Raw genomic sequence first — 22,141 nt, forward strand, 5'->3', positions numbered from 1 at the left:
AACTGAGCTCTTGCTCTCGCTGTGGCCTTGGTGAAAAGCCGCGTCGAACCGGTTAAAAACCCCGTTCTTGCCAAACTTTTTAGCAGCCAAAAGCATTAATTTCTTTTACCCCAACCTCTCAGAATGGCCAAGCTTAAAACCCTTTATTTCTGCCAAAACTGTGGTGCCCAGAGTGCCAAATGGATAGGGCGCTGCCCCAGCTGTGGCGAGTGGAATACCTACGTAGAGGAAGTTATCCAGAAAGAAGACAGCTCGGCAGCGGGCTCCTGGAAAGCCTCGACCACCGTAGGCAGCACCAAAGCCGCCAAGCCCCGGGTTATCAGCGAGATTCACTTTGAGGAAGAGTCGCGGTTTGATACCAACGACGGCGAACTGAACCGCGTGCTGGGCGGCGGGTTGGTGCCGGGTTCTTTGGTACTCATTGGCGGCGAGCCGGGTATCGGCAAAAGCACGCTCATGCTTCAGATTGCCATGAGCCTTACCCAGATGAAGGTGCTCTACATTTCGGGCGAAGAGAGCGAGCAGCAGATAAAGATGCGTGCCGAGCGGCTGGGAGAGCAACACCCCAACTGCTACATTCTTACTGAAACCAACACGCAGAATATTTTCAAGCAGATTGACGCGCTGCAGCCCAATGTGGTTATCGTTGATTCTATTCAGACGCTGCATTCGGGGTTGGTGGAGGCTGGAGCCGGCTCCGTTAGCCAAGTGCGCGAGTGCACCACCGAACTGCTCAAATACGCTAAGGAAACCAGCGTGCCAGTGCTGCTCATCGGCCACATCACCAAAGATGGCTCCATTGCCGGCCCCAAGATTCTGGAGCACATGGTAGATACAGTGTTGCAGTTCGAGGGCGACCGGCACCTGAGCTACCGGATTCTGCGCACCATCAAAAACCGTTTTGGTAGCACTTCCGAGCTGGGCATTTATGAGATGCAAGGCACCGGCCTGCGCCAAGTAAGCAACCCCTCAGAAATTCTGCTCAGCCAGCGCACCGAAAGCCTGAGCGGCATGGCCATTGGGGCCACGCTGGAAGGCAACCGGCCGCTGCTGGTAGAGGTGCAGGCCCTTGTAACGCCTGCCACCTATGGCACACCCCAGCGTAGCTCTACCGGCTTCGATACCAAACGGTTGCAGATGCTGCTTGCCGTACTGGAAAAGCGTAGCGGCCTGCGCCTGGGCCAGCACGACGTGTTTCTCAACATTGCCGGTGGCCTGCGCCTCGACGACCCTGCCCTGGACTTAGCCGTATGCGCCGCCGTAGTTAGCTCCCTGAACGATGTAGCTATTCGCGGGGAGGTATGCTTGGCCGCAGAAGTGGGCCTGAGCGGAGAAATCAGGGCTGTGAGCCGCCTCGACCAGCGCCTGAGTGAGGCCGAGAAGCTTGGCTTTGCTGAAATGTACATCTCGCAGTTCAACGCCCGCGGCCTCGATCTGGCCCGTTACGGCATCCGGGTACAGCCGGCGGGGAGGCTGGATGAAGTATTGGAGGGTTTGTTTGGATAATACCTGCAAAAGCTAGCCAGCGAGTGGCGAGTACGAAAAAAAGGGAGTAAATGGATTGGACTATCACAACCTAAAAGCCGTATCTTCGGTACAGGAATTGACTTTTACCGCGAATGATGTGACGAGGTATTTTTATCCTCTGGGCGTTTTTCGCAGCAGTTTCCAAAGTTATCTGCCTGAACTACTTGCTCCGATGTCGTACTCTATTCGTTTTCTTTCCGGGTGGTTGCTGGCCGTTGGCCTAACGGCCCTGTCCTCGGCGGCGCTGGCTCAGGGCACCGTAACGCTTACTGGCAAAGTAAGCGGCCGGACGAATGACACCGTAGCCGTATCGATACGCGAAAATCCGCTCGACCTTAAGGAGCAGATTACGTACGCCCGCCTCGACGACAAAGGCGAGTTCCGGATGGCGCTGAAGCTTGATGGCCCAGCCCGCGCCGACTTGGTATACGGAGAAGACGTAGCCGACCTGTTTCTGGAGCCCGGCGACGCCCTGGAAGTCCGTTTTCGGGGCAGCGACCTGCCCGGTTCGGTACGCTACAAAGGCCGGGGCGCAGAGGCCAATACCTACCTCTCGGACCTAGACGAGCAGTTCATCGAAAACGACGGATTCCAGGTGCTACCCGACAACATTATGCTGTATGAGGCGGGGTTCGTGTCGTTTCTGGAGTACCGCCGCAAAGAGGAGCAGAAGTTTCTGAAGAATGCCGTTGAGGATAACAAGTTCAGCGACGCTTTCCGCAAATACGCACAGGCCGAAATTGACTACAGCTACGCTAACGATAAGCTAACCTTTCAGGACCTGCGTGAACAAGTAGTAGCCACTGAGGGCCGCCTGAAAATGTCGCCTTCGTACTACGAGTTCCTGAATGATAAGAGCATCGTCAATAACGAGGCGGCGATGCAGAGCGAGATGTATCAAGAGTTTTTGCTCAACTACATCCACCACCTGGCCACGGCGGCCGGCAAGCAGCGCTCCGACCCCGACTTCTACCAGGTGTGCTACGATATGGCCAAGAACCAACTCAGCGGCGGTGTGCGGCCTATCATTATGGGCCGCGTAATGCAGGAGTCGTTCCGGTTTGGGCATGTGCGGCAGTCGGAGGCCATGCTGGCCGACTACAAAAACGTCGACAGTAAGAACCGCTATACTCCGGTACTGCGCCAGGATTTCGAAACGCACAAAGCATTTGCTATCGGTTCGATGGCGCCCGATTTTAAGCTGACCACTGCCAAGGGGGATACCATCAGCCTGCAAAACTTCCGGGGCAAGCTGGTATACATCAATTTCTGGCGCACTACCAGCGGCCTGAGCCTGCGCGACCTGCCTTACGCCGCTGATTTGGCCAAGAAGTTTGAGGACAAGAACATCGTATTCCTCAATATTGCTCTTGATGAAAATGAAGGCGCTTGGAAACAATTGGTGGTGAGCAAGCGGCTGCCTGGCGTGCATGTGCGCGCTATAGGTGGCATGCGGGCTCCGGTTGCCCGAGCGTATGCACTGGAGGATGTGCCGGCGTATTTTCTGCTAGCCGAGGATGGTACCTTTCTGAATACCAAGCCGAAGCGCCTGAGCAGCCGCGCCGCCGTCGATGAAATCAAGCAGTCTTTCGGCAAGGCCAGCACCTACACCAGCCTGCTTACTTCGGAAGCCACAGCCAAGTAACAGCAGTTGCTGCAACCAAAATAATGAAAGCGCCTCCCGGAACATCGGGGGGCGTTTTTGTTTGAAGGTGCGCGCTACCGCTGCCGCCGTACCTTTACCCCCGCATGGCTTCTCTCCTTACCGACTCGCTCAACTTCTTATCTAAAGCAACGCCGCGCCGCGTCTGGAATACGGCGCAGGTGGTGGGCGGCTACGCGCTAAGCAAGCTGACAGGCAACGCGCGGCACTGGGGCCTGCCGGTGGCTCTGAGCTTCGAGCCAACCACGAGCTGCAACCTGCGCTGCCCCGAGTGCCCGAGCGGCCTGCGCTCCTTCACGCGGCCTACCGGCATGCTCCCTGATGAGCTGTTCCGCAAGACGATAGACGAGGTAGCGTCGCGGCTGTGGTACCTGATTTTCTATTTCCAGGGCGAACCGTATCTGCACCCCAATTTCCTGGACTTGGTGAAATACGCGGCCGACAAGGGCATCTATACCGCTACCAGCACCAACGCCCACTACCTCAACGACAATAACGCCCGTCGTACCGTGGAAAGTGGCCTCGACCGGCTTATCATTTCCCTGGACGGCACTACGCAGGATGTGTACCAGCAGTACCGCGTAGGGGGCAAGCTGGACAAAGTGCTGGAAGGCACCCGCAACCTCATAAAATGGCGGCGTGAGCTGAAAAGCCAGACGCCGCGGGTGGTGTTCCAGTTTCTGGTAGTGCGGCCCAATGAGCACCAGATGGAGGAGGCGAAGCAGTTGGCCGCCGAGCTGGGCGTGGATGATGTGTGGTTCAAAACGGCCCAGATCTACGACTACCAGAATGGCTCACCCCTGATTCCCACCATCGACTACTACTCGCGCTACGAGAATAACCAAGATGGCACCTGGAGCATCAAAAACCGCCTGCTCAACCACTGCTGGAAGATGTGGCACAGCTGCGTCATCACCTGGGATGGGCTAGTGGTACCTTGTTGCTTTGACAAGGATGCTGAGTACCGTCTCGGTGACCTGAAAACCCAGACCTTCCGCCAGCTCTGGCACGGCACCAAATACCGCCAATTTCGGGCCTCGCTGCTCAAAGGTCGCGACCAGATAGACATGTGCCGCAACTGCACCGAGGGTACTAAGGTGTGGGGCTAAGGGCAGAATCGATAAGGGCATAAGAAGAACGAGCCGTTCTGTTTCCTTAGCGGGAAGCGGAACGGCTCGTTCTTCTTATAGAAAGTTGATTGCCTCTATTTGTGGCCTTTGTCGAGGTTTTTGCCGAGGTCCTCTACAGTTCTCAGGAACTCATCCACATCAGAATCGGCGTAGGTACCGAAGGCCGTGGAAATGGTGCCTTTCACCCCGTCGTTGGTTTGGATGGCGTACAGGATGGACATATCGTCGGGGTTGCTTTCGCCCTCAAAACGGTAGAAGTCCACGATAGTCACCTCGTTGGGGGAGTAGCCCTTGCTCCGGTCGTTGCCGATGGTGTGCAGGCGGCCATCCATCACGCGAAAATCCTCGGTGAAGCCATCCTTGTTGAGCTTGTGCTCCACGTTAACGAGCGAGCGTTCTTCTTCTTTGTCTTGCATGGTTGTGTGGTATTCGGGGAGGGAAATAGCGCAGTAGTAATGGGGGAATAGCAACGCCCCCATACCGGCTATACGAGGCCGATACGGGGGCGGGTTGTCTTAATTTCAGGAAGCTGAAACCGGGCTATTTCGCCTCGGAGCGGGCCGCAGCCAGCTCAATGGTACGCTGCAACCGGTCTACATCGATAGTGGAGCAGGCGCCGCCGCAGCCTTTGGCGCAGCCCGCCTGGGTTTTGTCGAAGAAAGCTCGCCAGAAAAGCCGGCCAACGTAGAATGCCGCACCCACAAAGAGCAGCACAATGATGGAAGTTTGTAACCACATAACAGCCACAAAACTACGCAGGCAAAGGAAAAGTTTGGTGTTTACCAAAACAACAAGGCCCACTGGTAGTACCAGTGGGCCTTGTTGCTGGGAGCGGCGCCGTTTTAGTTCAGCACAGCCGTCTGCGCTTTCAGGACCTGGCGCGCAACGGCCAGGTTCGTGTCGCGCGAGTTCACCGCCAGATAGATGAACTTGTCACCGGCGGGGGAAAGCTTGATAACGTGCAGCTGGTCGGTCAGCGTGAGCAGGATGTCCTGCACCGTCTGGTTGAGCTTCAGAGCCTGTATAGCTTTCAACTTTTGCTTTACCACTTCGGTATTGTAGGCAGCAGCCGTATCAATATCGAAGTCGGCAATGTTAGTGTGAGAAGCCAGGGCCATGCCCGTTTCGGTTTCTACTACTGCAACGGCCAGCAACGTAGGCAGTTCTTCCAGGATTTCTTTAACGGCTTGTTTGGGGGTTGACATCGGAGTGATGATAGTAAAAAAGGTGAGTTATTGAAGCTGTGCGGTTTGGCGACGTAGTATTTCCGATGCCATACCCAAATTGGTGTCAGCGAAACGAACGGCGAGAAAGCAGTACCAGCCGCGGGTTGGCAGTGGGCGGATCAGATGCAGCTGGTCTTCCAGGAGCAGGGTCATCTCAGTGAGCGGCCCACCCGGAATTTGCCGGGCAGCCAGCGCGGAGTCTGTCTGGCGTAGCAGCTTGGCATACCGCAGACTGATCTGGTTTGGATTCAGCGCCGACGCTGTGGTGTAGGAAGCAAGCACACGGCCTGAAGATACTTCCACCAGGCAGGCCAGCAGCATTTCCGGCAACTCGGTGAGCAGCTGCTCAAGGACCGTCCGGGCCGCCTGGCCCGCTTCGTCTTTAGTCCCAACTGTTATTTTGCGGAGGCTGATTCTGCTTAAGAAAGGGAATTGCATGGAAAAAGCGTAGGAGGAAGGCGGCAGCCTACCATGGCTAGCCTACTAAAACTGCCACCAACGGCGCTTTTTGGCAGCTGCTTCTCGTGGGAGCAGAGTCACATTGTGCGTGCCGCGGCCTTTCATTTGTACTTCTTCCTCGCTGTAGCCAGCATAGCCGTACTGCAGCAAAGGAGCTTGGTTGGCTGCCACGGGCAATACATAGTTGCCAGAAGCATCGGTGGTTACACCACGGCCGCTGCTTTTGTCCAGCACGGTTGCTCCGATAAGTGGCTTACCGTTTTCGTCCAGAATGCGGCCCCGCACGGAAGTCATGCGCAAGGCAGCGGCTTCGGCGCTAGCAGCTTCAACCAACTCAGTCGGAGTTTCAGTTGGCAGGTTTTCGGAAGGAGCAGTAGGCAGGTTGGCACCGGCAAATACTGCGCCACCCACCAGCACGCTGCCCGCCACCAGCGACGCCGCCCGACGGCGGAAGCGCTGCGGCTCGGTGCGGATAAGGTCGAACTGGCGCTGTACCCAGCCAATGGGCTTTACGGCATGGCCGGCCTGGTTCAACTCGAAGTAACGGCGCAGCGTGGCATCACCGTACTGGCTGTTCGCCTTCAGGTAGTTGTCTACCGCTTCGGTGTTTTTGCTGGAAAGGTCTCCACGGAGGTAAGCATCCCGGTACGTCGGCAGCAGTTCGCCAGTAACCGGATGAAAGGGTGTAGCACTTAGTTTCATGAAGCTGACAGGTGTAATTAGTTAAAAAGAGCGCTCGGTGTGAGCCGCAAAGTTACAGGGCTAATTACCTGAAAAATATAACATAGTTTATAGTAGTTATTAAAATCCTATTGTAGTATGGTTGTGCTATTTCGGCGAACTGCCACAAACGCTCTATGAAACCAAGCCCTGTCCAGATCAACATAGTTTTACTGCCTATGAATAGTTATCTGGGTGTTTTTTAAAAATAGTTGAAATAGTACAACATTAAATTTCAATGCGGGAATTTTAATCCCAATATGGGATAAAATGGTTGATGTCTATCTTGGACTATTAGCAGCTAAGTGCGCTGTATACTGGGCATTGTGCAGCTTGGTTTCGTATGACTCTAGATTGTACCCTGTTAAGTCCGTGACACTGTCGTGCTAGGTATTTTAGTAGAGCAAAGCAGCAGAGAACCAGGAGAGTTGCGCTGGCCGATTTCCAACCACTGTTACCGCTTATCCCTTGGTTGAGGTAGGCATAGCCAGTAGTTTTTGCAGATGCGCCTGCGGCTACCGCTTTGTAGCTGGCTTGTAGTAAGTAGTGCCACTTGGTTACTAAGTTGTTTCCAGTCAGCTAGCTACCATAAAAACAGCGCTGGCACCTCCTTACATTGAAAGAGGTGCCAGCGCTGCAAATGGGGAAGCAAATAGCCTACTTCCAGTATTCGCGGATGGTGTCCTGCATCTCCTGGTGCACGTGGCCGTTGCTGGCTACCACCTGCCTGCCAAACAGCGGGTCGCCGTCCTGCAGAAACTCAGTGGTGCGGCCACCTGCTTCGGTCACGAGCAACAGGCCCGCAGCCACATCATAGGAGTTTAGGTTGAACTCGAAGAATCCCTCAAAGCGTCCGGCCGCCACATACGCCAGGTCTACGGCTGCGGAGCCGAGCCGGCGCACCCCGTGCGACTTCCGCATGAACGAGCCTAGCACCTGCAGGTAGTCGCTCATCAGCCCAAAATCGGTGTAGGGAAAGCCAGTAGCAATGAGAGCATTATTCAGGTCGGGCACATCGGATACGTGGATGCGCATGTTGTTGCAGAACGCCCCAGCGCCTTTGGCGGCCCGGAAGCATTCGTCGCGCACTACTTCATACACCACGCCTGCCACCAGTTCCTGCCCCCGAATCAGACCCACGCTTACGGAGTATACCGGCAGCCCGTGCACGAAGTTGGTGGTGCCATCAAGCGGGTCAATAATCCAGTTGTATTCCTCGGCCCGGTGGGCGCCCTCAGTGCCTTCTTCGGTGATGAAGCCGGCCTCCGGCAGCACCTCGCGCAGCCCGGCCACCAGCAGCTTCTCGGTTTCCTTGTCCACATACGACACCAAATCGTGCACGCCTTTGCTTTCAATGTGGCCGCGGTCAAAGGTGGCCGATTCTTGGCGAATGAACTGGCCGGCGCGGCGGCATACCTCGGCGAGTTCGAGGCTGAGTTGAGTGAATTCCATGAGGTCGATAAAGTCAGAAAAGCGGCTGCCGGCCTGCGCCTTTGCAGGATGACAGGCGGAAATTAGATGGCAGGTTGTTTACGGCGCCGCAGCCCCTGCACCGCCGTAAAGCCCAGCAGCACTACGGCCAGCACCTGCGTTGCAGGGCCAATCAGCTCCCCGTGGCGGACATAGAAGGTCAGCTCTTCGTTGAGATGCACGGTGTGGCGGCTGGCCGCCTGCACCCACCAGCCCGTGCGCGTCACGATTTCGCCTTTCTGATTGATGAACGCCGAGATGCCGGTATTGGCGGAGCGGGCCACGTCGCGGCGGGTTTCGATGGCGCGGAGCGTGGCGTACTGCAAATGCTGCTCGTGGCCGGGCGAGTCGGACCACCAGCCGTCGTTGGTGATGATGCCGATGAGCGTGGCGCCGTTCTTCATGTATTCGGCCATGAAGTCGCCGTACACCGATTCGTAGCAGATGGAGGGCGCAAGGCGCAGGTTCGGGTCGGAGGTGCGGAACACGGTGCGCTCCTCCTGGCTGCCATACGAGCCCACAAAGCCGCCTAGGTCGATGTTGTTGACGAGTTTGGCCAGCGCCACCGGCACTTTTTCTACGCCCGGCACGAGCCGTGACTTGTGGTAGAACGTAACGGGCGCGGTAGCGCCCGGCAGATGCACTGCCGTATTCGAGACGTCATAGAAACCCAGGTCGTCGCGGAAGCGGGCAGTGGGCGTTGCTGTTTCCTTGGTCGGGTAAGTCGTGACGCTGGTGATGCCCGTAATCAGCTCCAGACCGGGGTGCGTAGCCAGCCAGGAGCGCAGCCGAAACACTTTCGGGTTCGTGTCGAATGTCTGCTCGAAGTAGGACTCTTCCAGCGCCGTTTCGGGCCAGAGAACCAGTTTGGTCTGAGGTGTAAGCTGCTGCTCGGTGAGGCTGATCAGGCGCGTAATCTGCTCGTCGTAGGGAATGAAGTTGGGCGTGCTGCTGAATTTCTCCAGAAACGGGTCGACGTTGGGCTGCACCACGACTACCTCGGCCGTTTTGCCTTTCTCCTGGTATTGGCTGCCAATCAGGAAAGAGGCCAGCATGGGCAGACCAGCGGCTGCCGCCGGTGCCAGCCAGCGCCGGACCGGGTGGCTGGCCGAGGAGCGAAACAGCGCCCCGAATACCAGGATATTCACCAGCCACATCCAGACCGAACCGCCCAGAAAGCCTGTGTATTCGTACCACTGCACCAGATAGTTCGCCTGCGCAAACCCGTTGCCGAGTGTGAGCCAGGGCCAGGTCAGGTCCCAGTGCAGGTGCAGCTGCTCGAAGGCAATCCAGTAGACGGGTAAGGAAAAGTATCCCAGCGCCGGACCAGCCAGCCGCTTGGTGTGGTAGAACGCCATGACAGGCGCACACATCATCAGCGCATTGCAGACCACCGCCGTAATGCCACCACCTAAGGTGCTGTAGCTCACCCAATAAGTAGTAAAGGCGTTCCAGAGCACCAGGCACAAATAGGTGTAGCGGAATACCTTCCAGCCGCTGGCGCCGCGTTGCGTGAGCAACTGCTCCAAACGCAGGTAGGGTACCCAGGCCACCAGTAGCACCAGCGCCAGCCCGGCCGGGTGCACGGGCCAGCCCAGCCACAGCAGGCCGGCGCTCAGCAGGGCCAGCAGGCTGGGCAGCCAATAGGCCAGACCAGTTGGTGAGGAGGTTCGCGTTTCAGGAGAAGCCAAGGTGGGGTTATTCGTCACGGTCGTCGTTTGCGTAGCGGTGCTGCTTGATACGTTCTTCTTTCTCGCGGCCCTGCACCACCAGTACAATCTCGCCTTTGATGGCCGCACGGGCCGCAAAGTTGGCAGCCAATTCGGCCAATGGGGCCGTTACGGTTTCCTCAAACAGCTTGGTCAGCTCGCGGCTCACGGAGGCTGGCCGGTCGGGACCCAGCACTTCGGCCAGTTGCTCCAGCGTCTTCACAATGCGGTGCGGCGACTCGTAGAAAATCATGGTGCGGTGTTCTTGGGCCAGTTCCTTGAGGCGGGTCTGGCGGCCCTTCTTCACCGGCAGAAACCCCTCAAACGTGAACCGCTCGGCTCCGAATCCCGACTTAAGCAGCGCCGGCACGAAGGCCGTAGCCCCGGGCAGGCATTCCACTTTCAGGCCCCGGGCCAGGCACTCACGCACCAACAGAAAGCCAGGGTCCGAAATTCCGGGCGTGCCGGCATCCGATACGAGGGCCATTGTTTCGCCCTTCTCCAGCCGGTCGAGTAGGCGCTGCACCTGCTGGTGCTCGTTGTGCAGGTGGTAGCTAAGCATGGGCTTTTTCAGGCCCAGGTGCTGCAGCAGGCGGCCACTGGTGCGGGTGTCTTCAGCCAGCACGGTATCTACTTCGCCCAGTATCCGGATGGCCCGCAGGGTAATATCCTCCAGGTTGCCGATGGGCGTGGGCACGAGGTAGAGCAGCGTGGGCGTAGGTTCTGACATGGCAGCAAAGGTAGGGGGTGCTGCCTAAGCTACAGACTCCGCCCCATGCCGGGTGGCCAGTGCCTCAATGCGCTCCGCCAGCCGGTGGTCGCGCTTGGTTACAGTGTTGCCGGCATCGTGGGTGCGCAGCCGGAACTCCACGGTATTGTACTCGTTGGCCCACCACGGGTGATGGTCCTGCGCTTCGGCGGCTTCGGCCACGTCGGTCATGAAGGCGAAGGCCGTTTTGAAGTCAGGGAAACGGTAGCGGCGAGTAAGGGCGTTGTCGTGTTCGGTCCACATGGTTACTGGAGTTAAGCAAGGATATTCCGGACTTCCATCAAAGTAAAGCCCAGCAGATTGAGGCCGGGCCATGCAGCCGGATTGGCGGCCTGTGGGTGGTCTTGCGCCAAACCGATTCCCCACACCGGGTCTACAGGGCTGGCCTCCACGAGGACGCGGGAGCCGGTGCCCAGCAGAAACGCGCGCAGTGCTGGGTGCTGCTCGAACTTAGCCGCGTTGCCTTGCACTACAATAGCAAAACGAGCGGCATTCCAGTGGGCTTCCTCGAAGTTGCGGACGGTGCGGCCCAGCTTTTTCGCTTGGTCGGGATGGGTAGACGCCAAGATGGCCTGCCGGGCGGCTTCATCCTGAAACAAGCGGGCTTTTTCAGCCATCATATAGTGCTCGGCGGTGGCGTAGGTGTCGCCGGCCACCTCAAATGGTGCCGGATACCATTGGCTGAACACTTCCTTGCCGATGCGGCCGGCGCCAGTGTGGCCCCAGAAATACAAGTACTTGATGGCCGCCCCGGCTTCCAGATGCTGCAGCAGGCTCTCAACGGAGCGAATGGCGGGCAGAGGGGTAGCAGACATGATAAACCGGGGAAAGGCAGGAGTATTGTAGAAAACTGAAGATGCCAAAGCTAAGCCCATATCGGCGACCCACTCAAGAACGAGGACGTCTGCGGCGGTTTCGGCAACCGGGAAGGCAAGGAAAGCTACGGCACCGACAGTGACGCGGGCATCTAATATCGCGCAGCCATACCCTGAGTTACACAAGACTTCTTTTTAGATACAGCCTTGTATAATGGCAAGGCAGGAAGCCGCAACTCTAGCGCCTTGTGTGGGGTTGGTTTAGCGGCTAATGCTGGCCAACGCCTGTTTCAGCTCCTTCTGCATGGCTTGTACCACCAGTAGTGCTTCCTCCTGGCTGGACTGACGGTAGGCGCGGGCAGCATCGGTGTCTTCGTCTTCCTCGTGCTTGCTCAACTCGGCCAAGGTATCCATTCGGGTAAGCGAAAAATGGATTTGCTGCCGTACCCGCTCCCACAATCCTCGGCTCAGCGTCTGGTCGTTGGCGAAGGCCGCTTCCAATAGTAGAATATCCGACGCTGCTTGCCCCATGTGGTCGAGCAGTATCTGCTCGGTGAGGGAGAGCATACGGGGTTTTCTGTCTATCACGCACAATGTGCCAACGGCAGATCCATCGGGTGAGCGGAGAGGACGGCCCGCATAAAAGCCAAGCTGAAGTCCGCGCACAGCATCCATATTAACCAGCTCGCAGGGATGCTGCGCCAAGTCCTCGAACACTGTAATGCCTTCGTGCAGAACGGCTACCGAACAGAGACTATTGGAGCGGGAGGCTCGCTGCACTTCCTGCAGACCTACGTTACCGGCAAACACCACCTCCTCGGCCCCGACCAAGGACACCAGAGCCACAGGAACAGCGAAAAGCTTCGCCAGAATGCTTACAAACTCATTAAATAATGGCTGGTTAGGCTGAAAAAGCACCTCATACTGGCTGAGCGCATCAATACGTTGGCCCTCATTATCTGGAATCAGCCCAGGAAAAGTAGTTGGCATATCAAAAGGTAGAGAACAAGGCCACGTATCAGAGACACTTATTGGCTCAGGTTCAGGTGTGACGGGCAGGAGGCACCCGAAAAACGGCGTGCTTACAGCTCGGTAGAGTTGTCATTCTTGCGCGCGCTGGCAACACATCTACTACGTTACGGGTAGTATTCCCGTTCAGCAGAGACGAGTATGTAGGTGAAATAGAGTGCAGCATGTAGTTGCGGGCAGGTCGTTGCGGCTGCGTGCTGGAGTCGGCTTTGCTATCGTGTATAACAAGGACAATAGACCGTACAGCGTGGTATAACCTAAACCCAAATCCGCGAACCACAGTACATACCTCCAGACAGTTCGCCCACCTCAACACCTCTATTCCTATGGCAATTGACCCCAACGACCGTCCCGTACGCGTCATCAACGACGATACTACCGAGCAGGAAATGAAGGCCGGCCACATCACGCCCGGCGGCGACCCACCCAAGAACGAGGACGCCCGCGGTGGCTTCGGCAACCGAGAAGGCAAGGAAGGCTATGGCACTGACAGCGGTGCGGGCATCTCGGCCGTGTCGGTGAACGAAAATGCCGACCGCGCCAGCTCGCCGCCCGACAACATCCGCAGCAACGACGAAGGCCGCCCCGACCGCCCCAACCAGGATATGCCCGCTGAAGACGAACCCGATGTGGAAGCCCGCCGCCCGGTAGATGAGCTGGACCGCGACGATGCCCGCCGAGGGCGCGACGAAATGTCGGACCCCGATTCGCGCGTGGGAATGGGCCAGATGGACCGCCCAACCGGCACCAATGCCGACCTGTCGCGTGCCGGCACCAACGCTGACCTCACTGACCCCAACGCCACCGATACAGCCATCGACCAGTAATATTCCGTTCATTTAACGTGTACTGCCATGTCAGATAAAAGCAATAAGAACGAGCAAAGTCAGAATAGTCCGCGCAAGCCCGACACGGAAACGCAGGCAAAAGCTGATGCGCTGCCAGTAAATGACTTCGATGAGCAAACGGAAGAGCGGCTGGAGCAGGAGGCCATTGATGCCGGTCTGCGCCACCCCAACCGCAACCTCGATAAGCCCGACATCGACAAGCCACCCTATAGCTAGTTCACAGCCAGCACCAAAAAAGCACCTTCCCCGCGGAACGGTGCTTTTTTCTTCTCTACGGTTCTGCTTACCATCTTATCCCTACTTATTATGGCCCGTTATGTTACCACCGACCTGCATGGCTGTCTGCGCACGTTTCAGCACTTGCTGGAGCATGAGTTGCAGCTGCAGCCCACCGACGAGTTGTACTTGCTGGGCGACTATGTGAACAAAGGCCCTAACAGCCGCGGGGTGCTCGACTACCTGATGACGTTGCCAGCACAAGGATACCAGGTGCACTGCCTACGCGGCAACCACGACCAAGAACTGCTTGATGCGGCGCTAGGTCATCGTCACCTCACGTGGGCATCTGCTGCCGACCGGGGCCTAACGCTGGAGAGCTTCGGAGTAAGTCGCGCCGAGGATATTCCTGATACGTATTTGCAGTGGTTGAGCGCCTTGCCGTACCAGCTCGATATTCCGGGCTTCACGCTGGTGCATGCCGGATTCAACTTTCAACTCCCGCCCGACCGGATGCGCACCGACTGGCATACCATGCTTAACATCAAGCAATTCACGGTTGATGCCTCCAGGTTACAGGGCCGTCGGCTGGTACATGGCCACGTGCCCACTCCTACTGCCGAAGTGCAGCGCCGGGTGCGAGTGCGAAGTAGTGCACTAGGCTTAGATACCGGCTGTGTATACCGTCATAACCCGGAGCTGGCTCATCTGGCCGCCCTCAACCTCGACACCTTCGCTCTAACGTTAGTACCCAACCGAGAGCAGCCCTATCCTATAGCTCGCCGCTGAACTTACTTCTACACTGATGGACGTGAAAGCGCCCGGCCCCTGGCTTTTGCAAAACGCGAAGCAAAGAGGCTGGGCGCTTTCATATTTGGGAACAATGGTATTTATCCCGCACTTGGCAGATGTAAAATGTGATTATATAATAAATTGTTCATAATGAATCACTGACTTGTATTGTTATAGTTATAATTATACTTCGATTGAAGGCATCTGTTATCAACTATAAAACAAGATTTAAGAAGCTGATGAGTAGCTGTAAAAGTCAAAAAAGGAAGAAGGTGTTCTGGCGTAATGAAGTTAAAAAATGCTTTTATAGCTTTTTGAAGCAGTATAATAATTAGATATATAGGTGACTTACTACTGATAATGCAAAATTAAAGATGATGCCTATTGCATAGATTCAAATTGAATCTATATTTGAACGATCATATAAACTATGGTTAAGCGAAAAAGCCGTAATTAAACTTTGCTAAGAAGTTTGCGGCTGTAGGTGCGCACTGTGCCCTGCGCTTATGCGGTACATCTGCTATGCAGCAGATGGGATACTTGGATTGTGAAGCCGGCCACTCTGTATGGAAATGGCTTGCTCTTTCGCTCGTTCAATCACGCTTGCCCATTTCTGGTACCATGAAAACACCATTACCTATTACCGCTACCTCTTTCCGGCCCCGCCAGTTGCGCGGGTGGTTGGCTGGATCTTTATTTCTGCTGGCTTCCTCGTCGGCATGGGCCGCCCCGATTGTGAAAACGGTAGGAGCAGCCGGGGCCTACACTACCATTGCTCAGGCACTCACCTCTATTGCCGGTGTGCCAGCACAGCCAGTAGAAATTCAGCTGCTGGACGCCTCTTACACGGAAAATGTGGTAATCAACAAGGCGGGCACGGCGGCTAATCCCATCACCATCCGGCCCGCTGCCGGGGTATACACTGAAATCAATGGTACCCTGACCTTTGGGGCCGGCAGCAGCTACGTGGTAATAAGCGGGCACAATGGTGCCAATGCCCGTACGCTCACCCTCCGCCAGACGGATATTTCGCTGGCTACAGTGCTGTTTCAGGGAGATGCTTCGCACAATAGTCTCAGCCAGACGCGCGTACTGGGTAGCTGCCAAATGCCGGGCCTGGGTGTAATTACCATTGGCAACGCTGCTAGCGGCGGTGCCGGCAACGACCACAACACGCTCAGCGACAACCTGATTTCCAGCGCATCTGCCACCAGCCTGCCCAAAACGCTGGTGTACGCTTTCAATATTCAGCCCGGTACGCTGAATGATGCCACAACTGTCATCGACAATGACTTGGCAAACTTCACGAGCAATGGCCTGCAGATACAAAGCGGCAACGGCCTGAACTGGAACGTGTCGAACAACGACTTCTTCTACGACGCGGCCACTATGCCCAACACCGCCCAAACGGCTATTGCGTTTGAGCCAGGCTCTTCCTCGACCAACAATGTCATCAGCGGCAATACCATTGGGGGGCGCGCTGCTGCTGCCAGTGGCGGAGCTTGGGTAAATACCAGTGCCGAGTTCCGGGGCATTGTGGTGAACTGCGGCGCGGGCACTAGCACCACCGTGAGCAACAACCTGATCAGCAACGTAAGCCTGACCAGCACTACGCAGCCCCTCACGGCGCTGCGCCTGGAAAACGGTTGGGCTTCGGTGTCCAATATCAGTGTCACGAACGTGACCAACAGCGGCCAGGGCGGCGTTATCAGCCTCAACTCGCGCGCTGACACTGACCTGAGCAACTTTACGGTGGCCAGCGGCCAGATTGTGAATGTGGAAGTAGGCGGCGCCCTGACCGTAAGCGGCAACCTGCGCAATGATGGGGTGCTCAAAAATGCCGGCGACGTGCTGGTAAGAGGCAACTTCCTCAACAGCGCCTCCGGTACGTACAACCAAACCCAAGGCACGCTCGAAATCAAGGGCGACATGAACAACCAGGGCGGCACCTTCACCAGCGTTGGGGGCTTGGTGAAGCTTACCGGCAACGGGCCGCAGTTGGTGAGCGGTGGCGTGTATTTCAATCTGGAAATCAACGGTTCCGGCAACAAAACCATCACCAACGATGCCGACATCATCAGCCAATTGACCTTGACTAACGGCATTCTGGTAACCGGCACTCACACAATTGAGCTGCTGGAGCAGGCCAACGTCACGGAGTCGGATAACAGCTACGTACTGGGCAAGCTGATGGCTACCCGCACCGTGCGCGCCAACAACACGGAGCTGTTCGGAGGCCTTGGGCTGGAGCTGACCCCAGCCAGCGGTTCGGTGCTGCCCGGCTCTACAGATGTGCTGCGCGTAACCGGTACGGCCGCCGCCAGCGCCAACGGCAACCAGGGCATCAAGCGCTACTTCGATGTGGTGGCTACCACACCCAATGGGCTGAACCTGAGTATGGTGATGCGCTACCTAGCTCATGAGCTCAACGGTATTACGCCAGCCAATCTGCGCTTCTTCAAATCGACGGATGCCGGCGTGAACTGGCAGATGCGCGGCGTGAGCAGCAGTGGTGCCGGCTACGCTACGCTGAACAGTGTCGATGGTTTCTCACGCTGGACCCTTGGCGACGTGCTTCGTCCGCTGCCAGTTGGGCTTAGCGCATTTCAGGCGGTGCGCCAAGGCCGCCAGGCTCTCATTACCTGGAGCACTGCTACCGAAGTCAACAACCGCGGCTTTGGAGTAGAAGTAAGCACCGATGGCCGCCTGTTCCGGCAGCTTGGCTTCGTGGCGGCCCGTGAGGGCGGCTCTGCAGCTAAGCGCAACTATCAGTTTGTTGATCAGGAAGAAGGCAAGCAGGGTGTACGCTATTACCGCCTGCGGCAGGAAGACCAGGATGGCAAGCTCACCTACTACGGCCCAGCCACAGTTTCCTTCCAGGAAGGGCTGCCCACGCAGCTGGCGGCGTACCCCACGGCCTTCGATCAGCAGCTGACCGTGGAAATGAGCATGCCCACGGCGGCTCCCGTCGTCTTCACCCTCACGGATGCTGTAGGCCGCGTAGTGTGGGAGCAAACGGCCCCACTGGCGGCCGGCCTCACCCAGACGCAACTTGCTCCGCAGTGCCCCGCCGGCCCCTACGTACTGACGGCCCGTCTGAATGGTACGGTGCTGCGCCAGCGCGTCGTACGCCAGTAGCGTACGGAACTATCAAGTATATAAAACAGAAAGAGCCGTTCCGGGTGGAGCGGCTCTTTTTTTGAGCGGAAGCAAGAGTTTTGCGTTGCTACTACGCTTTCTAAGTATCTCAGCAGGCGTTTATACGAAAAGAACCAGCCAATTCGTGTAGCTTTAAAAGCATCATATTATCCTTCTCCTCCGCCGCTATTATGTCTGATATTCCAGCTTCTGCTCCTGCTGGCGCTCCGGCGCTGCCCCACCCGCACCTACCCCACACGGCCCTGTCGCCGGCCCGGCGCCGGAAGCGAGCCTGGGTGAAGGAGCGGGCATTTCTGGTCCAGAATATCGTGCGCGGAAACCTAATCCATAATACCGGTGGTGCTTTGCACGTGATGCGCCTGCTCACGCTGCACAAGATGCCAGCAGGGTTGCTGGAGCCGAGCCACCCGTGGGTGAGTGGCCAAATGCCTGATGGCCAGGGTGCCGTGTGGCCATGTAACGTAGTGTTTCGTACCGAGGTAGCCACCGAGTGGGCCGAAGCTGGGTATGCGCCGGAGTCTGATGAGGTACTGGTGAGCAAAGTGGGCAAGTTTCTGGCAACGATGGTGGGCAAATCGGTGCCGACGCCGGAAATACCGCATGGCACGCGCCGCCGGATGCCGCACGCCATCAACTACCTACATGGGGCCGTGCACTACAACGGCCTGACAGTGCTCTTCAACAACTTCGCCGAAGCCCTGGAGTATCTGGCCGATACCCGTTTCCGCAAAGAACTGCGCCGCATGATAAAAACGGAGCGTCGCGAAGTGACGCTGGTGTTCCGGGAGCGAAACTACGACCCGGTGGAGTACGCCTATTTTTCGGCCTTCGTGATGTCGCATCTGCCGTGGTTTGCCAACGTAAACGGGGCCCAGCGCCGCGTAATGTGGGGCAATCCGTCGCCGTATCCGGCCGTAAACATCATCAATGGCAACTGGGTGGCCGATACGGAGCGCCTGCGCCACGGCGACACTACCAGCATCGTGCGTTCACCGGTAGGGCCGGGGCTGTATTTCCAAGGCCAGTATGGTGTTGCTACCCGTGGAGTTAATAAGCTGGAAAAGACCCACGCCTTTCTGATTAACAACTGGGTACGCCGGCGCGGCTTCCGTGGAGGACTCTACTTCGTAGACCGACGCAAGGTGGAGGCGGAGAAATTCCAGCAATACAAAGCCACCGGTGGCCAGAACTTCATCGGTAACGAGTTAATCCAGAATCCGCTGCGCCGCCAAAAAAAGTAGCGAAAAGCCTCGCCCTGCATGCTGCATGGAGCGTGTCTACACCTTGTCCTGCCGGATGAGGCGGCGGTAAGCATCTACCATACGCTGCTGCGGCATGCCCAGCCGGTACATAGCCGTGATGAGGTAGTAGATGCCCTGTAGCCGCACCACCCCGTTTTCGCGGTACTTACGGGCCGATGTGACGATGTATCCCGGCAGCACCCGAAAAGGAGCCAGTTGCTTAAGCCGCCGAGTAATTTCCTGATCTTCAAAGACAATCATATCTTCCCGGTAGCCTCCTGACTGCGCAAACACAGTGCGCCGCACAAACAGGCTCTGGTCGCCGAAGCGAAATACTTCGGCGCCGAAACGCGTGAACCACGCATTAGCCTTCAGAAACCAGCTGGGGTGGTCGAACTGCAGCCGGTAGCAGCCACTGCCTGCTCCTTGCGCTACTGCCGCCCTGATATCCTGCACAAACCCTTCGGGCGGATACGTATCGGCGTGGAGGAAATAGAGAATGTCGCCGGTGGCCTGGCTGGCCCCGAAGTTGAGTTGCGTAGCGCGGCCTTTGTGCGGGCACTGTATCACACGGGCTCCGGCTTGCTGCGCCTCGGTGGCCGTGGCATCGGGGCTCTGCGCATCAGCCACCAGAATTTCCAGCGCTGCATCAGTGCCCGTAGCTGCCTGCAAATGCCATAGCAGCCGCCCGATATGGCCGGCTTCTTTATACGTGGGAATGATGATGCTGATGGAAACCGGCACAGCAGCCGATTGGGCGGGCGCAGAAGTCATACGTATCCAGACGAAGAAGCTACTGCTCCGGTTGCTGAGGCTTCTTCGGCCTCTTCTTCATCAGCCATTGGCTTAGTCGCGCGGAAATACTGCCTCGTCTTGCAGCACTTTCCGGGCCTCTGCCTGATAAGGGTTCTGAGCATCGTCGGCTACTGTCCGTAGGGTTGCTTCGGCCTGAGGAAGCAAGCCCGTGCGCCATTGGGCCATACCCAAATGATAGAGCGCCTTGCCGGCAAGGGCTGAGCCTGGCTGCCGGCTGGCGCGCAGCAGGTAGGTGCGGGCGGCAGTGGCGTCGTCTTGGCGGAGTAGCACCACTCCTGTATAATAATAAAGCGAATCGGGGCTCAGGCTGGCTTCGGAAATCCGACGCATTGACTGCAGCGCTTCCGGATACTGGCCATTGTGGTACTGGCGCATGGCTTCCGTAAGCAGCAGGTTGCCGGTTCTTTGAGTAGTAGCTTCGCTCAGACCGGGGTCGGGGGAGTAGTAGCGCGTCCAAGCTTCGTCGGGGCTCAGGGTGTGCGGGCGTAGCCACAGCCACAGGGCCAAGCCTACTATCACCAGGAGCACCCCCGATGCTACACCCCAGCGTATTTGGGTGCGGCGGCGACGGCGCTGAATGCGGGCCAACGCATCCTGGCGCTGGTCGAGACGCTTGTCGAGCCCCTTGAGACGGTGGCGCAGGGTTTCGTGGCCGGCCACCCAGCGCAGGTCGGCCGTAAACCGCTCGTAGGCTTCGTAGGCCGCGCTTAGCTGCTCGTCCTGCTCCATCCGCAGCTCAAAAGCAGCCTGCTCACTCTCCGACATCTGCCCATCGGCAAAGCGTTCCAGCTCATCGAGGTAGGGGCGCAAATCGATGGGTGGTGTCATAAGCGGAAGGAGGCGAGAAGAAGGATAAGCAGAGAGAAGGATACAGCGGCGAAGCTACGCAGAAGCCCGCCAGAACCAGCAGACAATTTAAGCGCCGCCGGAAGCCGGGTCAGCCGCCAGTTGGGCGCGCAGGTGCAGGTCGTAGAGGCGGCGCAGGCAGCCCGACTTCTGAAGGCGTGCTACGGTAGCGTTGGCGAAGCCCATCTTGCCCGCTACCTTCTCGAAATTATACCCTCGAAAGTAGAAAAACATAAGTACCTGCTGGCAATCGGCGGTGAGTTGCGTGAACAAGCCGAGTAGCCGCCGACGACGCCCCGATTCAGCGGCCGGCAGTACATCAGATTCGTCGGTAGTGGTTTGCAGATTCTGTGCCGCCATGCCGTAGACGTGTGCTCTAAGGTCAGGCGGCAGCTTAGTAAGACGACCGTCCGCTACCTGGTCGTAGAATTCTACCAGCACCGTGCGCAGCAGCTCATGCGCTACTGCTGGCTGCAACTGATGCTGCCGCCGGGCCCAGCGGGCAAATAGGTCGCGGTTTTCCTGGTAAAATTTGATCAGAAACGTCTGATTGCCAACGCGTAGGTGGGTCAGGGTTTCGGCTAAGGGCTGAGTCACGGCACCAGAAATAACAAGTCGAAAACAGGCCCCAATAGCTACTGCCGGTTGGGGGCGGAACAAGATAACGCAGAAAGTTGGGTTGAAGGACAGTGCATACCGCCGGGGCTGAGATTTCAGGCTCAGGCAGGTAGCTGCTTCTCGCGTTGGGTTTCTGCGGCTACCTTGCCGGCATGGGTCTCGTCGCGGTAGGCCTGGGCCCGGTAGGCTACCGGCGACAGACCTGTGTGTTTGCGGAAAAAGCGGGTAAAGTAGCCGGAATCGGCAAACTGCAGGGTATAGGCAATTTCGGAAATCGAGGAAGAGGTATATACCAAGTGGTTGTGCGCCCGCCGGATGGTGTTGGCATTCACGATTTCCAGCGCCGATTTTCCTTTTACTGCCTGGCAAATGCGGTTCAGATGCACCGGCGTAATATTTAGCTCCCGCGCATAGTCCGAAATCTTTTTCTCAAACGGCGCAGCTCGGGCCACGCTTTTCTGGAATTCGTGAAAGTAATGCAGGTTGCGGTTGGAGCTGCCGGCGGCCTTACGCTCCTGATGCTTCAGGAGCCGGAACAGCTTCACAAACAGAAGCTTGAAATAGCCATTCAAGGCCAATTGCCGCTCTGGTAGCTGGGAGTGCATTTCGGCATGGATGTGCCGCTCTAGGTTAAGTAGCTCCGCAAAACTCTCCTCTTCCGTGAAGTCGCTGAGCACATACAGGCTGTTGAGCTCAATCAGAATAGAAGGGCTCACCTGCAGAATGGTGTCCAGCAGCGCCTCAGCTACTGTGAGGGAACGGCCTTTTACCTGGGGGCTGAATGTGAAGCCGTGCACCGTGCCAGCCGGGATGAGTACCACGCATGGCGTTACCAGTTCCATCGGCTCCGCCACAGCATCGAGGGTAGCTTGCCCCGCCTCCAGAAAGAAGAGCTGGTAGAGGTTGCCGTGCAGATGCGGTTTCAGGCCCCAGTTGGTGGTGCGGTTGCGTGGCGCAATTAGTTGGCTGTAGATGTAGGTGTGCGAGACCTGCGCCTTGTCGTCGCCGTAAAGGCCGTTGTAGTGAGCAATTTGCTTGGACATGGCAAAGAGTGTGTGATCTGCTTTTTAACTGATTTAAACGGAATA

23 protein-coding genes are annotated in these 22,141 nt (G+C 57.2%); 8 read left to right on the forward strand and 15 right to left on the reverse strand.

The window, feature by feature from the left end; all coding sequences use genetic code 11:
* Nucleotides 1-123 precede the first annotated feature (123 nt).
* From radA to H4317_RS00500, 3 genes are all read left to right on the forward strand, one after another.
* The gene (gene radA / locus H4317_RS00490) at nucleotides 124-1,506 is read left to right on the forward strand and encodes a DNA repair protein RadA (RefSeq protein ID WP_185888254.1); all 1,383 of its coding nucleotides are present in this window, start codon (nucleotides 124-126) and stop codon (nucleotides 1,504-1,506) included.
* 193 nt (nucleotides 1,507-1,699) lie between these two features.
* A complete protein-coding gene (locus H4317_RS00495) occupies nucleotides 1,700-3,172 on the forward strand; it encodes a TlpA family protein disulfide reductase (protein WP_185888255.1) in 1,473 nt (490 codons plus the stop codon).
* A gap of 104 nt (nucleotides 3,173-3,276) precedes the next feature.
* Nucleotides 3,277-4,299, forward strand: a complete 1,023-nt coding sequence (locus H4317_RS00500) for an SPASM domain-containing protein (RefSeq protein WP_185888256.1) — start codon at nucleotides 3,277-3,279, stop codon at nucleotides 4,297-4,299.
* A gap of 95 nt (nucleotides 4,300-4,394) precedes the next feature.
* Here H4317_RS00500 and H4317_RS00505 read toward each other — a convergent pair whose 3' ends face one another.
* From H4317_RS00505 to H4317_RS00555, 11 genes are all read right to left on the reverse strand, one after another.
* Nucleotides 4,395-4,736: a hypothetical protein gene (locus H4317_RS00505; protein ID WP_185888257.1), complete on the reverse strand. Its 342-nt coding sequence runs from the start codon at nucleotides 4,734-4,736 to the stop codon at nucleotides 4,395-4,397.
* Between the two features lie 124 nt (nucleotides 4,737-4,860).
* A complete protein-coding gene (locus H4317_RS00510; RefSeq protein ID WP_185888258.1) occupies nucleotides 4,861-5,058 on the reverse strand; it encodes a FeoB-associated Cys-rich membrane protein in 198 nt (65 codons plus the stop codon).
* A gap of 104 nt (nucleotides 5,059-5,162) precedes the next feature.
* Nucleotides 5,163-5,525: a hypothetical protein gene (locus tag H4317_RS00515; protein WP_185888259.1), complete on the reverse strand. Its 363-nt coding sequence runs from the start codon at nucleotides 5,523-5,525 to the stop codon at nucleotides 5,163-5,165.
* A gap of 27 nt (nucleotides 5,526-5,552) precedes the next feature.
* On the reverse strand, nucleotides 5,553-5,984 hold the full coding sequence (locus H4317_RS00520; protein WP_185888260.1) for a hypothetical protein: 432 nt from the start codon (nucleotides 5,982-5,984) through the stop codon (nucleotides 5,553-5,555).
* Between the two features lie 45 nt (nucleotides 5,985-6,029).
* Entirely contained in the window at nucleotides 6,030-6,707 is a 678-nt protein-coding gene (locus H4317_RS00525; RefSeq protein ID WP_185888261.1) for a carboxypeptidase-like regulatory domain-containing protein, read from the reverse strand.
* A 675-nt stretch (nucleotides 6,708-7,382) separates the two neighbouring features.
* Nucleotides 7,383-8,177 (reverse strand): inositol monophosphatase family protein, encoded by a 795-nt coding sequence (locus H4317_RS00530; RefSeq protein WP_185888262.1) that lies wholly within the window; start codon nucleotides 8,175-8,177, stop codon nucleotides 7,383-7,385.
* 62 nt (nucleotides 8,178-8,239) lie between these two features.
* On the reverse strand, nucleotides 8,240-9,886 hold the full coding sequence (gene lnt, locus H4317_RS00535; protein ID WP_185888263.1) for an apolipoprotein N-acyltransferase: 1,647 nt from the start codon (nucleotides 9,884-9,886) through the stop codon (nucleotides 8,240-8,242).
* A 7-nt stretch (nucleotides 9,887-9,893) separates the two neighbouring features.
* Complete coding sequence (gene rsmI, locus H4317_RS00540; RefSeq protein WP_185888264.1) at nucleotides 9,894-10,634, reverse strand: 16S rRNA (cytidine(1402)-2'-O)-methyltransferase; 741 nt, start codon at nucleotides 10,632-10,634, stop codon at nucleotides 9,894-9,896.
* A 24-nt stretch (nucleotides 10,635-10,658) separates the two neighbouring features.
* Nucleotides 10,659-10,916 (reverse strand): 4a-hydroxytetrahydrobiopterin dehydratase, encoded by a 258-nt coding sequence (locus tag H4317_RS00545; protein WP_185888265.1) that lies wholly within the window; start codon nucleotides 10,914-10,916, stop codon nucleotides 10,659-10,661.
* A gap of 11 nt (nucleotides 10,917-10,927) precedes the next feature.
* Entirely contained in the window at nucleotides 10,928-11,488 is a 561-nt protein-coding gene (gene ybiA / locus H4317_RS00550) for a riboflavin biosynthesis intermediates N-glycosidase (protein ID WP_185888266.1), read from the reverse strand.
* 261 nt (nucleotides 11,489-11,749) lie between these two features.
* Nucleotides 11,750-12,478, reverse strand: a complete 729-nt coding sequence (locus H4317_RS00555; RefSeq protein WP_185888267.1) for a GAF domain-containing protein — start codon at nucleotides 12,476-12,478, stop codon at nucleotides 11,750-11,752.
* Between the two features lie 365 nt (nucleotides 12,479-12,843).
* On the opposite strand from H4317_RS00555, the gene H4317_RS00560 reads away from it, so the two are divergent.
* The 5 genes from H4317_RS00560 to H4317_RS00580 all read left to right on the forward strand — a co-directional run bounded on the left by H4317_RS00560 (nucleotide 12,844) and on the right by H4317_RS00580 (nucleotide 18,773).
* Nucleotides 12,844-13,344 (forward strand): hypothetical protein, encoded by a 501-nt coding sequence (locus H4317_RS00560; protein ID WP_185888268.1) that lies wholly within the window; start codon nucleotides 12,844-12,846, stop codon nucleotides 13,342-13,344.
* Between the two features lie 27 nt (nucleotides 13,345-13,371).
* Nucleotides 13,372-13,581, forward strand: coding sequence for a hypothetical protein (locus H4317_RS00565; protein ID WP_185888269.1), 210 nt, complete (start codon nucleotides 13,372-13,374; stop codon nucleotides 13,579-13,581).
* Nucleotides 13,582-13,671: 90 nt separating this feature from the next.
* Nucleotides 13,672-14,370, forward strand: a complete 699-nt coding sequence (locus H4317_RS00570) for a metallophosphoesterase family protein (RefSeq protein WP_185888270.1) — start codon at nucleotides 13,672-13,674, stop codon at nucleotides 14,368-14,370.
* Between the two features lie 624 nt (nucleotides 14,371-14,994).
* Nucleotides 14,995-17,511 carry an autotransporter outer membrane beta-barrel domain-containing protein gene (locus tag H4317_RS00575; RefSeq protein ID WP_185888271.1) on the forward strand — a complete coding sequence of 839 codons (2,517 nt, stop codon included), beginning with the start codon at nucleotides 14,995-14,997 and terminating at the stop codon, nucleotides 17,509-17,511.
* Between the two features lie 191 nt (nucleotides 17,512-17,702).
* Complete coding sequence (locus tag H4317_RS00580) at nucleotides 17,703-18,773, forward strand: hypothetical protein (protein ID WP_185888272.1); 1,071 nt, start codon at nucleotides 17,703-17,705, stop codon at nucleotides 18,771-18,773.
* Nucleotides 18,774-18,809: 36 nt separating this feature from the next.
* On the opposite strand, the gene H4317_RS00585 is transcribed toward H4317_RS00580, so the two are convergent.
* The 4 genes from H4317_RS00585 to H4317_RS00600 all read right to left on the reverse strand — a co-directional run bounded on the left by H4317_RS00585 (nucleotide 18,810) and on the right by H4317_RS00600 (nucleotide 22,096).
* The gene (locus tag H4317_RS00585) at nucleotides 18,810-19,547 is read right to left on the reverse strand and encodes a TIGR04283 family arsenosugar biosynthesis glycosyltransferase (RefSeq protein WP_185888273.1); all 738 of its coding nucleotides are present in this window, start codon (nucleotides 19,545-19,547) and stop codon (nucleotides 18,810-18,812) included.
* 72 nt (nucleotides 19,548-19,619) lie between these two features.
* Nucleotides 19,620-20,417 carry a tetratricopeptide repeat protein gene (locus H4317_RS00590; protein WP_185888274.1) on the reverse strand — a complete coding sequence of 266 codons (798 nt, stop codon included), beginning with the start codon at nucleotides 20,415-20,417 and terminating at the stop codon, nucleotides 19,620-19,622.
* A gap of 87 nt (nucleotides 20,418-20,504) precedes the next feature.
* Entirely contained in the window at nucleotides 20,505-21,032 is a 528-nt protein-coding gene (locus H4317_RS00595; protein ID WP_185888275.1) for a helix-turn-helix domain-containing protein, read from the reverse strand.
* Between the two features lie 122 nt (nucleotides 21,033-21,154).
* Entirely contained in the window at nucleotides 21,155-22,096 is a 942-nt protein-coding gene (locus H4317_RS00600) for an AraC family transcriptional regulator (protein WP_185888276.1), read from the reverse strand.
* Nucleotides 22,097-22,141 lie beyond the last annotated feature (45 nt).

It is taken from the genome of Hymenobacter sediminicola (genome assembly GCF_014250515.1).
Taxonomy (GTDB): domain Bacteria; phylum Bacteroidota; class Bacteroidia; order Cytophagales; family Hymenobacteraceae; genus Hymenobacter; species Hymenobacter sediminicola.

What these genes read in the sequence shown, in the direction of transcription:
- H4317_RS00575 (WP_185888271.1), top strand. Translation starts at nt 14,995, where the DNA reads ATGAAAACACCATTACCTATTACCGCTACCTCTTTCCGGCCCCGCCAG.
- H4317_RS00585 (WP_185888273.1), bottom strand. Translation starts at nt 19,547, where the DNA reads ATGACTTCTGCGCCCGCCCAATCGGCTGCTGTGCCGGTTTCCATCAGC.
- H4317_RS00600 (WP_185888276.1), bottom strand. Translation starts at nt 22,096, where the DNA reads ATGTCCAAGCAAATTGCTCACTACAACGGCCTTTACGGCGACGACAAG.
- H4317_RS00530 (WP_185888262.1), bottom strand. Translation starts at nt 8,177, where the DNA reads ATGGAATTCACTCAACTCAGCCTCGAACTCGCCGAGGTATGCCGCCGC.
- ybiA (WP_185888266.1), bottom strand. Translation starts at nt 11,488, where the DNA reads ATGTCTGCTACCCCTCTGCCCGCCATTCGCTCCGTTGAGAGCCTGCTG.
- H4317_RS00510 (WP_185888258.1), bottom strand. Translation starts at nt 5,058, where the DNA reads ATGTGGTTACAAACTTCCATCATTGTGCTGCTCTTTGTGGGTGCGGCA.
- H4317_RS00495 (WP_185888255.1), top strand. Translation starts at nt 1,700, where the DNA reads ATGTCGTACTCTATTCGTTTTCTTTCCGGGTGGTTGCTGGCCGTTGGC.
- radA (WP_185888254.1), top strand. Translation starts at nt 124, where the DNA reads ATGGCCAAGCTTAAAACCCTTTATTTCTGCCAAAACTGTGGTGCCCAG.
- H4317_RS00520 (WP_185888260.1), bottom strand. Translation starts at nt 5,984, where the DNA reads ATGCAATTCCCTTTCTTAAGCAGAATCAGCCTCCGCAAAATAACAGTT.
- H4317_RS00565 (WP_185888269.1), top strand. Translation starts at nt 13,372, where the DNA reads ATGTCAGATAAAAGCAATAAGAACGAGCAAAGTCAGAATAGTCCGCGC.
- H4317_RS00525 (WP_185888261.1), bottom strand. Translation starts at nt 6,707, where the DNA reads ATGAAACTAAGTGCTACACCCTTTCATCCGGTTACTGGCGAACTGCTG.
- H4317_RS00545 (WP_185888265.1), bottom strand. Translation starts at nt 10,916, where the DNA reads ATGTGGACCGAACACGACAACGCCCTTACTCGCCGCTACCGTTTCCCT.
- rsmI (WP_185888264.1), bottom strand. Translation starts at nt 10,634, where the DNA reads ATGTCAGAACCTACGCCCACGCTGCTCTACCTCGTGCCCACGCCCATC.
- H4317_RS00560 (WP_185888268.1), top strand. Translation starts at nt 12,844, where the DNA reads ATGGCAATTGACCCCAACGACCGTCCCGTACGCGTCATCAACGACGAT.
- H4317_RS00515 (WP_185888259.1), bottom strand. Translation starts at nt 5,525, where the DNA reads ATGTCAACCCCCAAACAAGCCGTTAAAGAAATCCTGGAAGAACTGCCT.
- H4317_RS00500 (WP_185888256.1), top strand. Translation starts at nt 3,277, where the DNA reads ATGGCTTCTCTCCTTACCGACTCGCTCAACTTCTTATCTAAAGCAACG.
- H4317_RS00590 (WP_185888274.1), bottom strand. Translation starts at nt 20,417, where the DNA reads ATGACACCACCCATCGATTTGCGCCCCTACCTCGATGAGCTGGAACGC.
- H4317_RS00555 (WP_185888267.1), bottom strand. Translation starts at nt 12,478, where the DNA reads ATGCCAACTACTTTTCCTGGGCTGATTCCAGATAATGAGGGCCAACGT.
- H4317_RS00570 (WP_185888270.1), top strand. Translation starts at nt 13,672, where the DNA reads ATGGCCCGTTATGTTACCACCGACCTGCATGGCTGTCTGCGCACGTTT.
- H4317_RS00580 (WP_185888272.1), top strand. Translation starts at nt 17,703, where the DNA reads ATGTCTGATATTCCAGCTTCTGCTCCTGCTGGCGCTCCGGCGCTGCCC.
- H4317_RS00505 (WP_185888257.1), bottom strand. Translation starts at nt 4,736, where the DNA reads ATGCAAGACAAAGAAGAAGAACGCTCGCTCGTTAACGTGGAGCACAAG.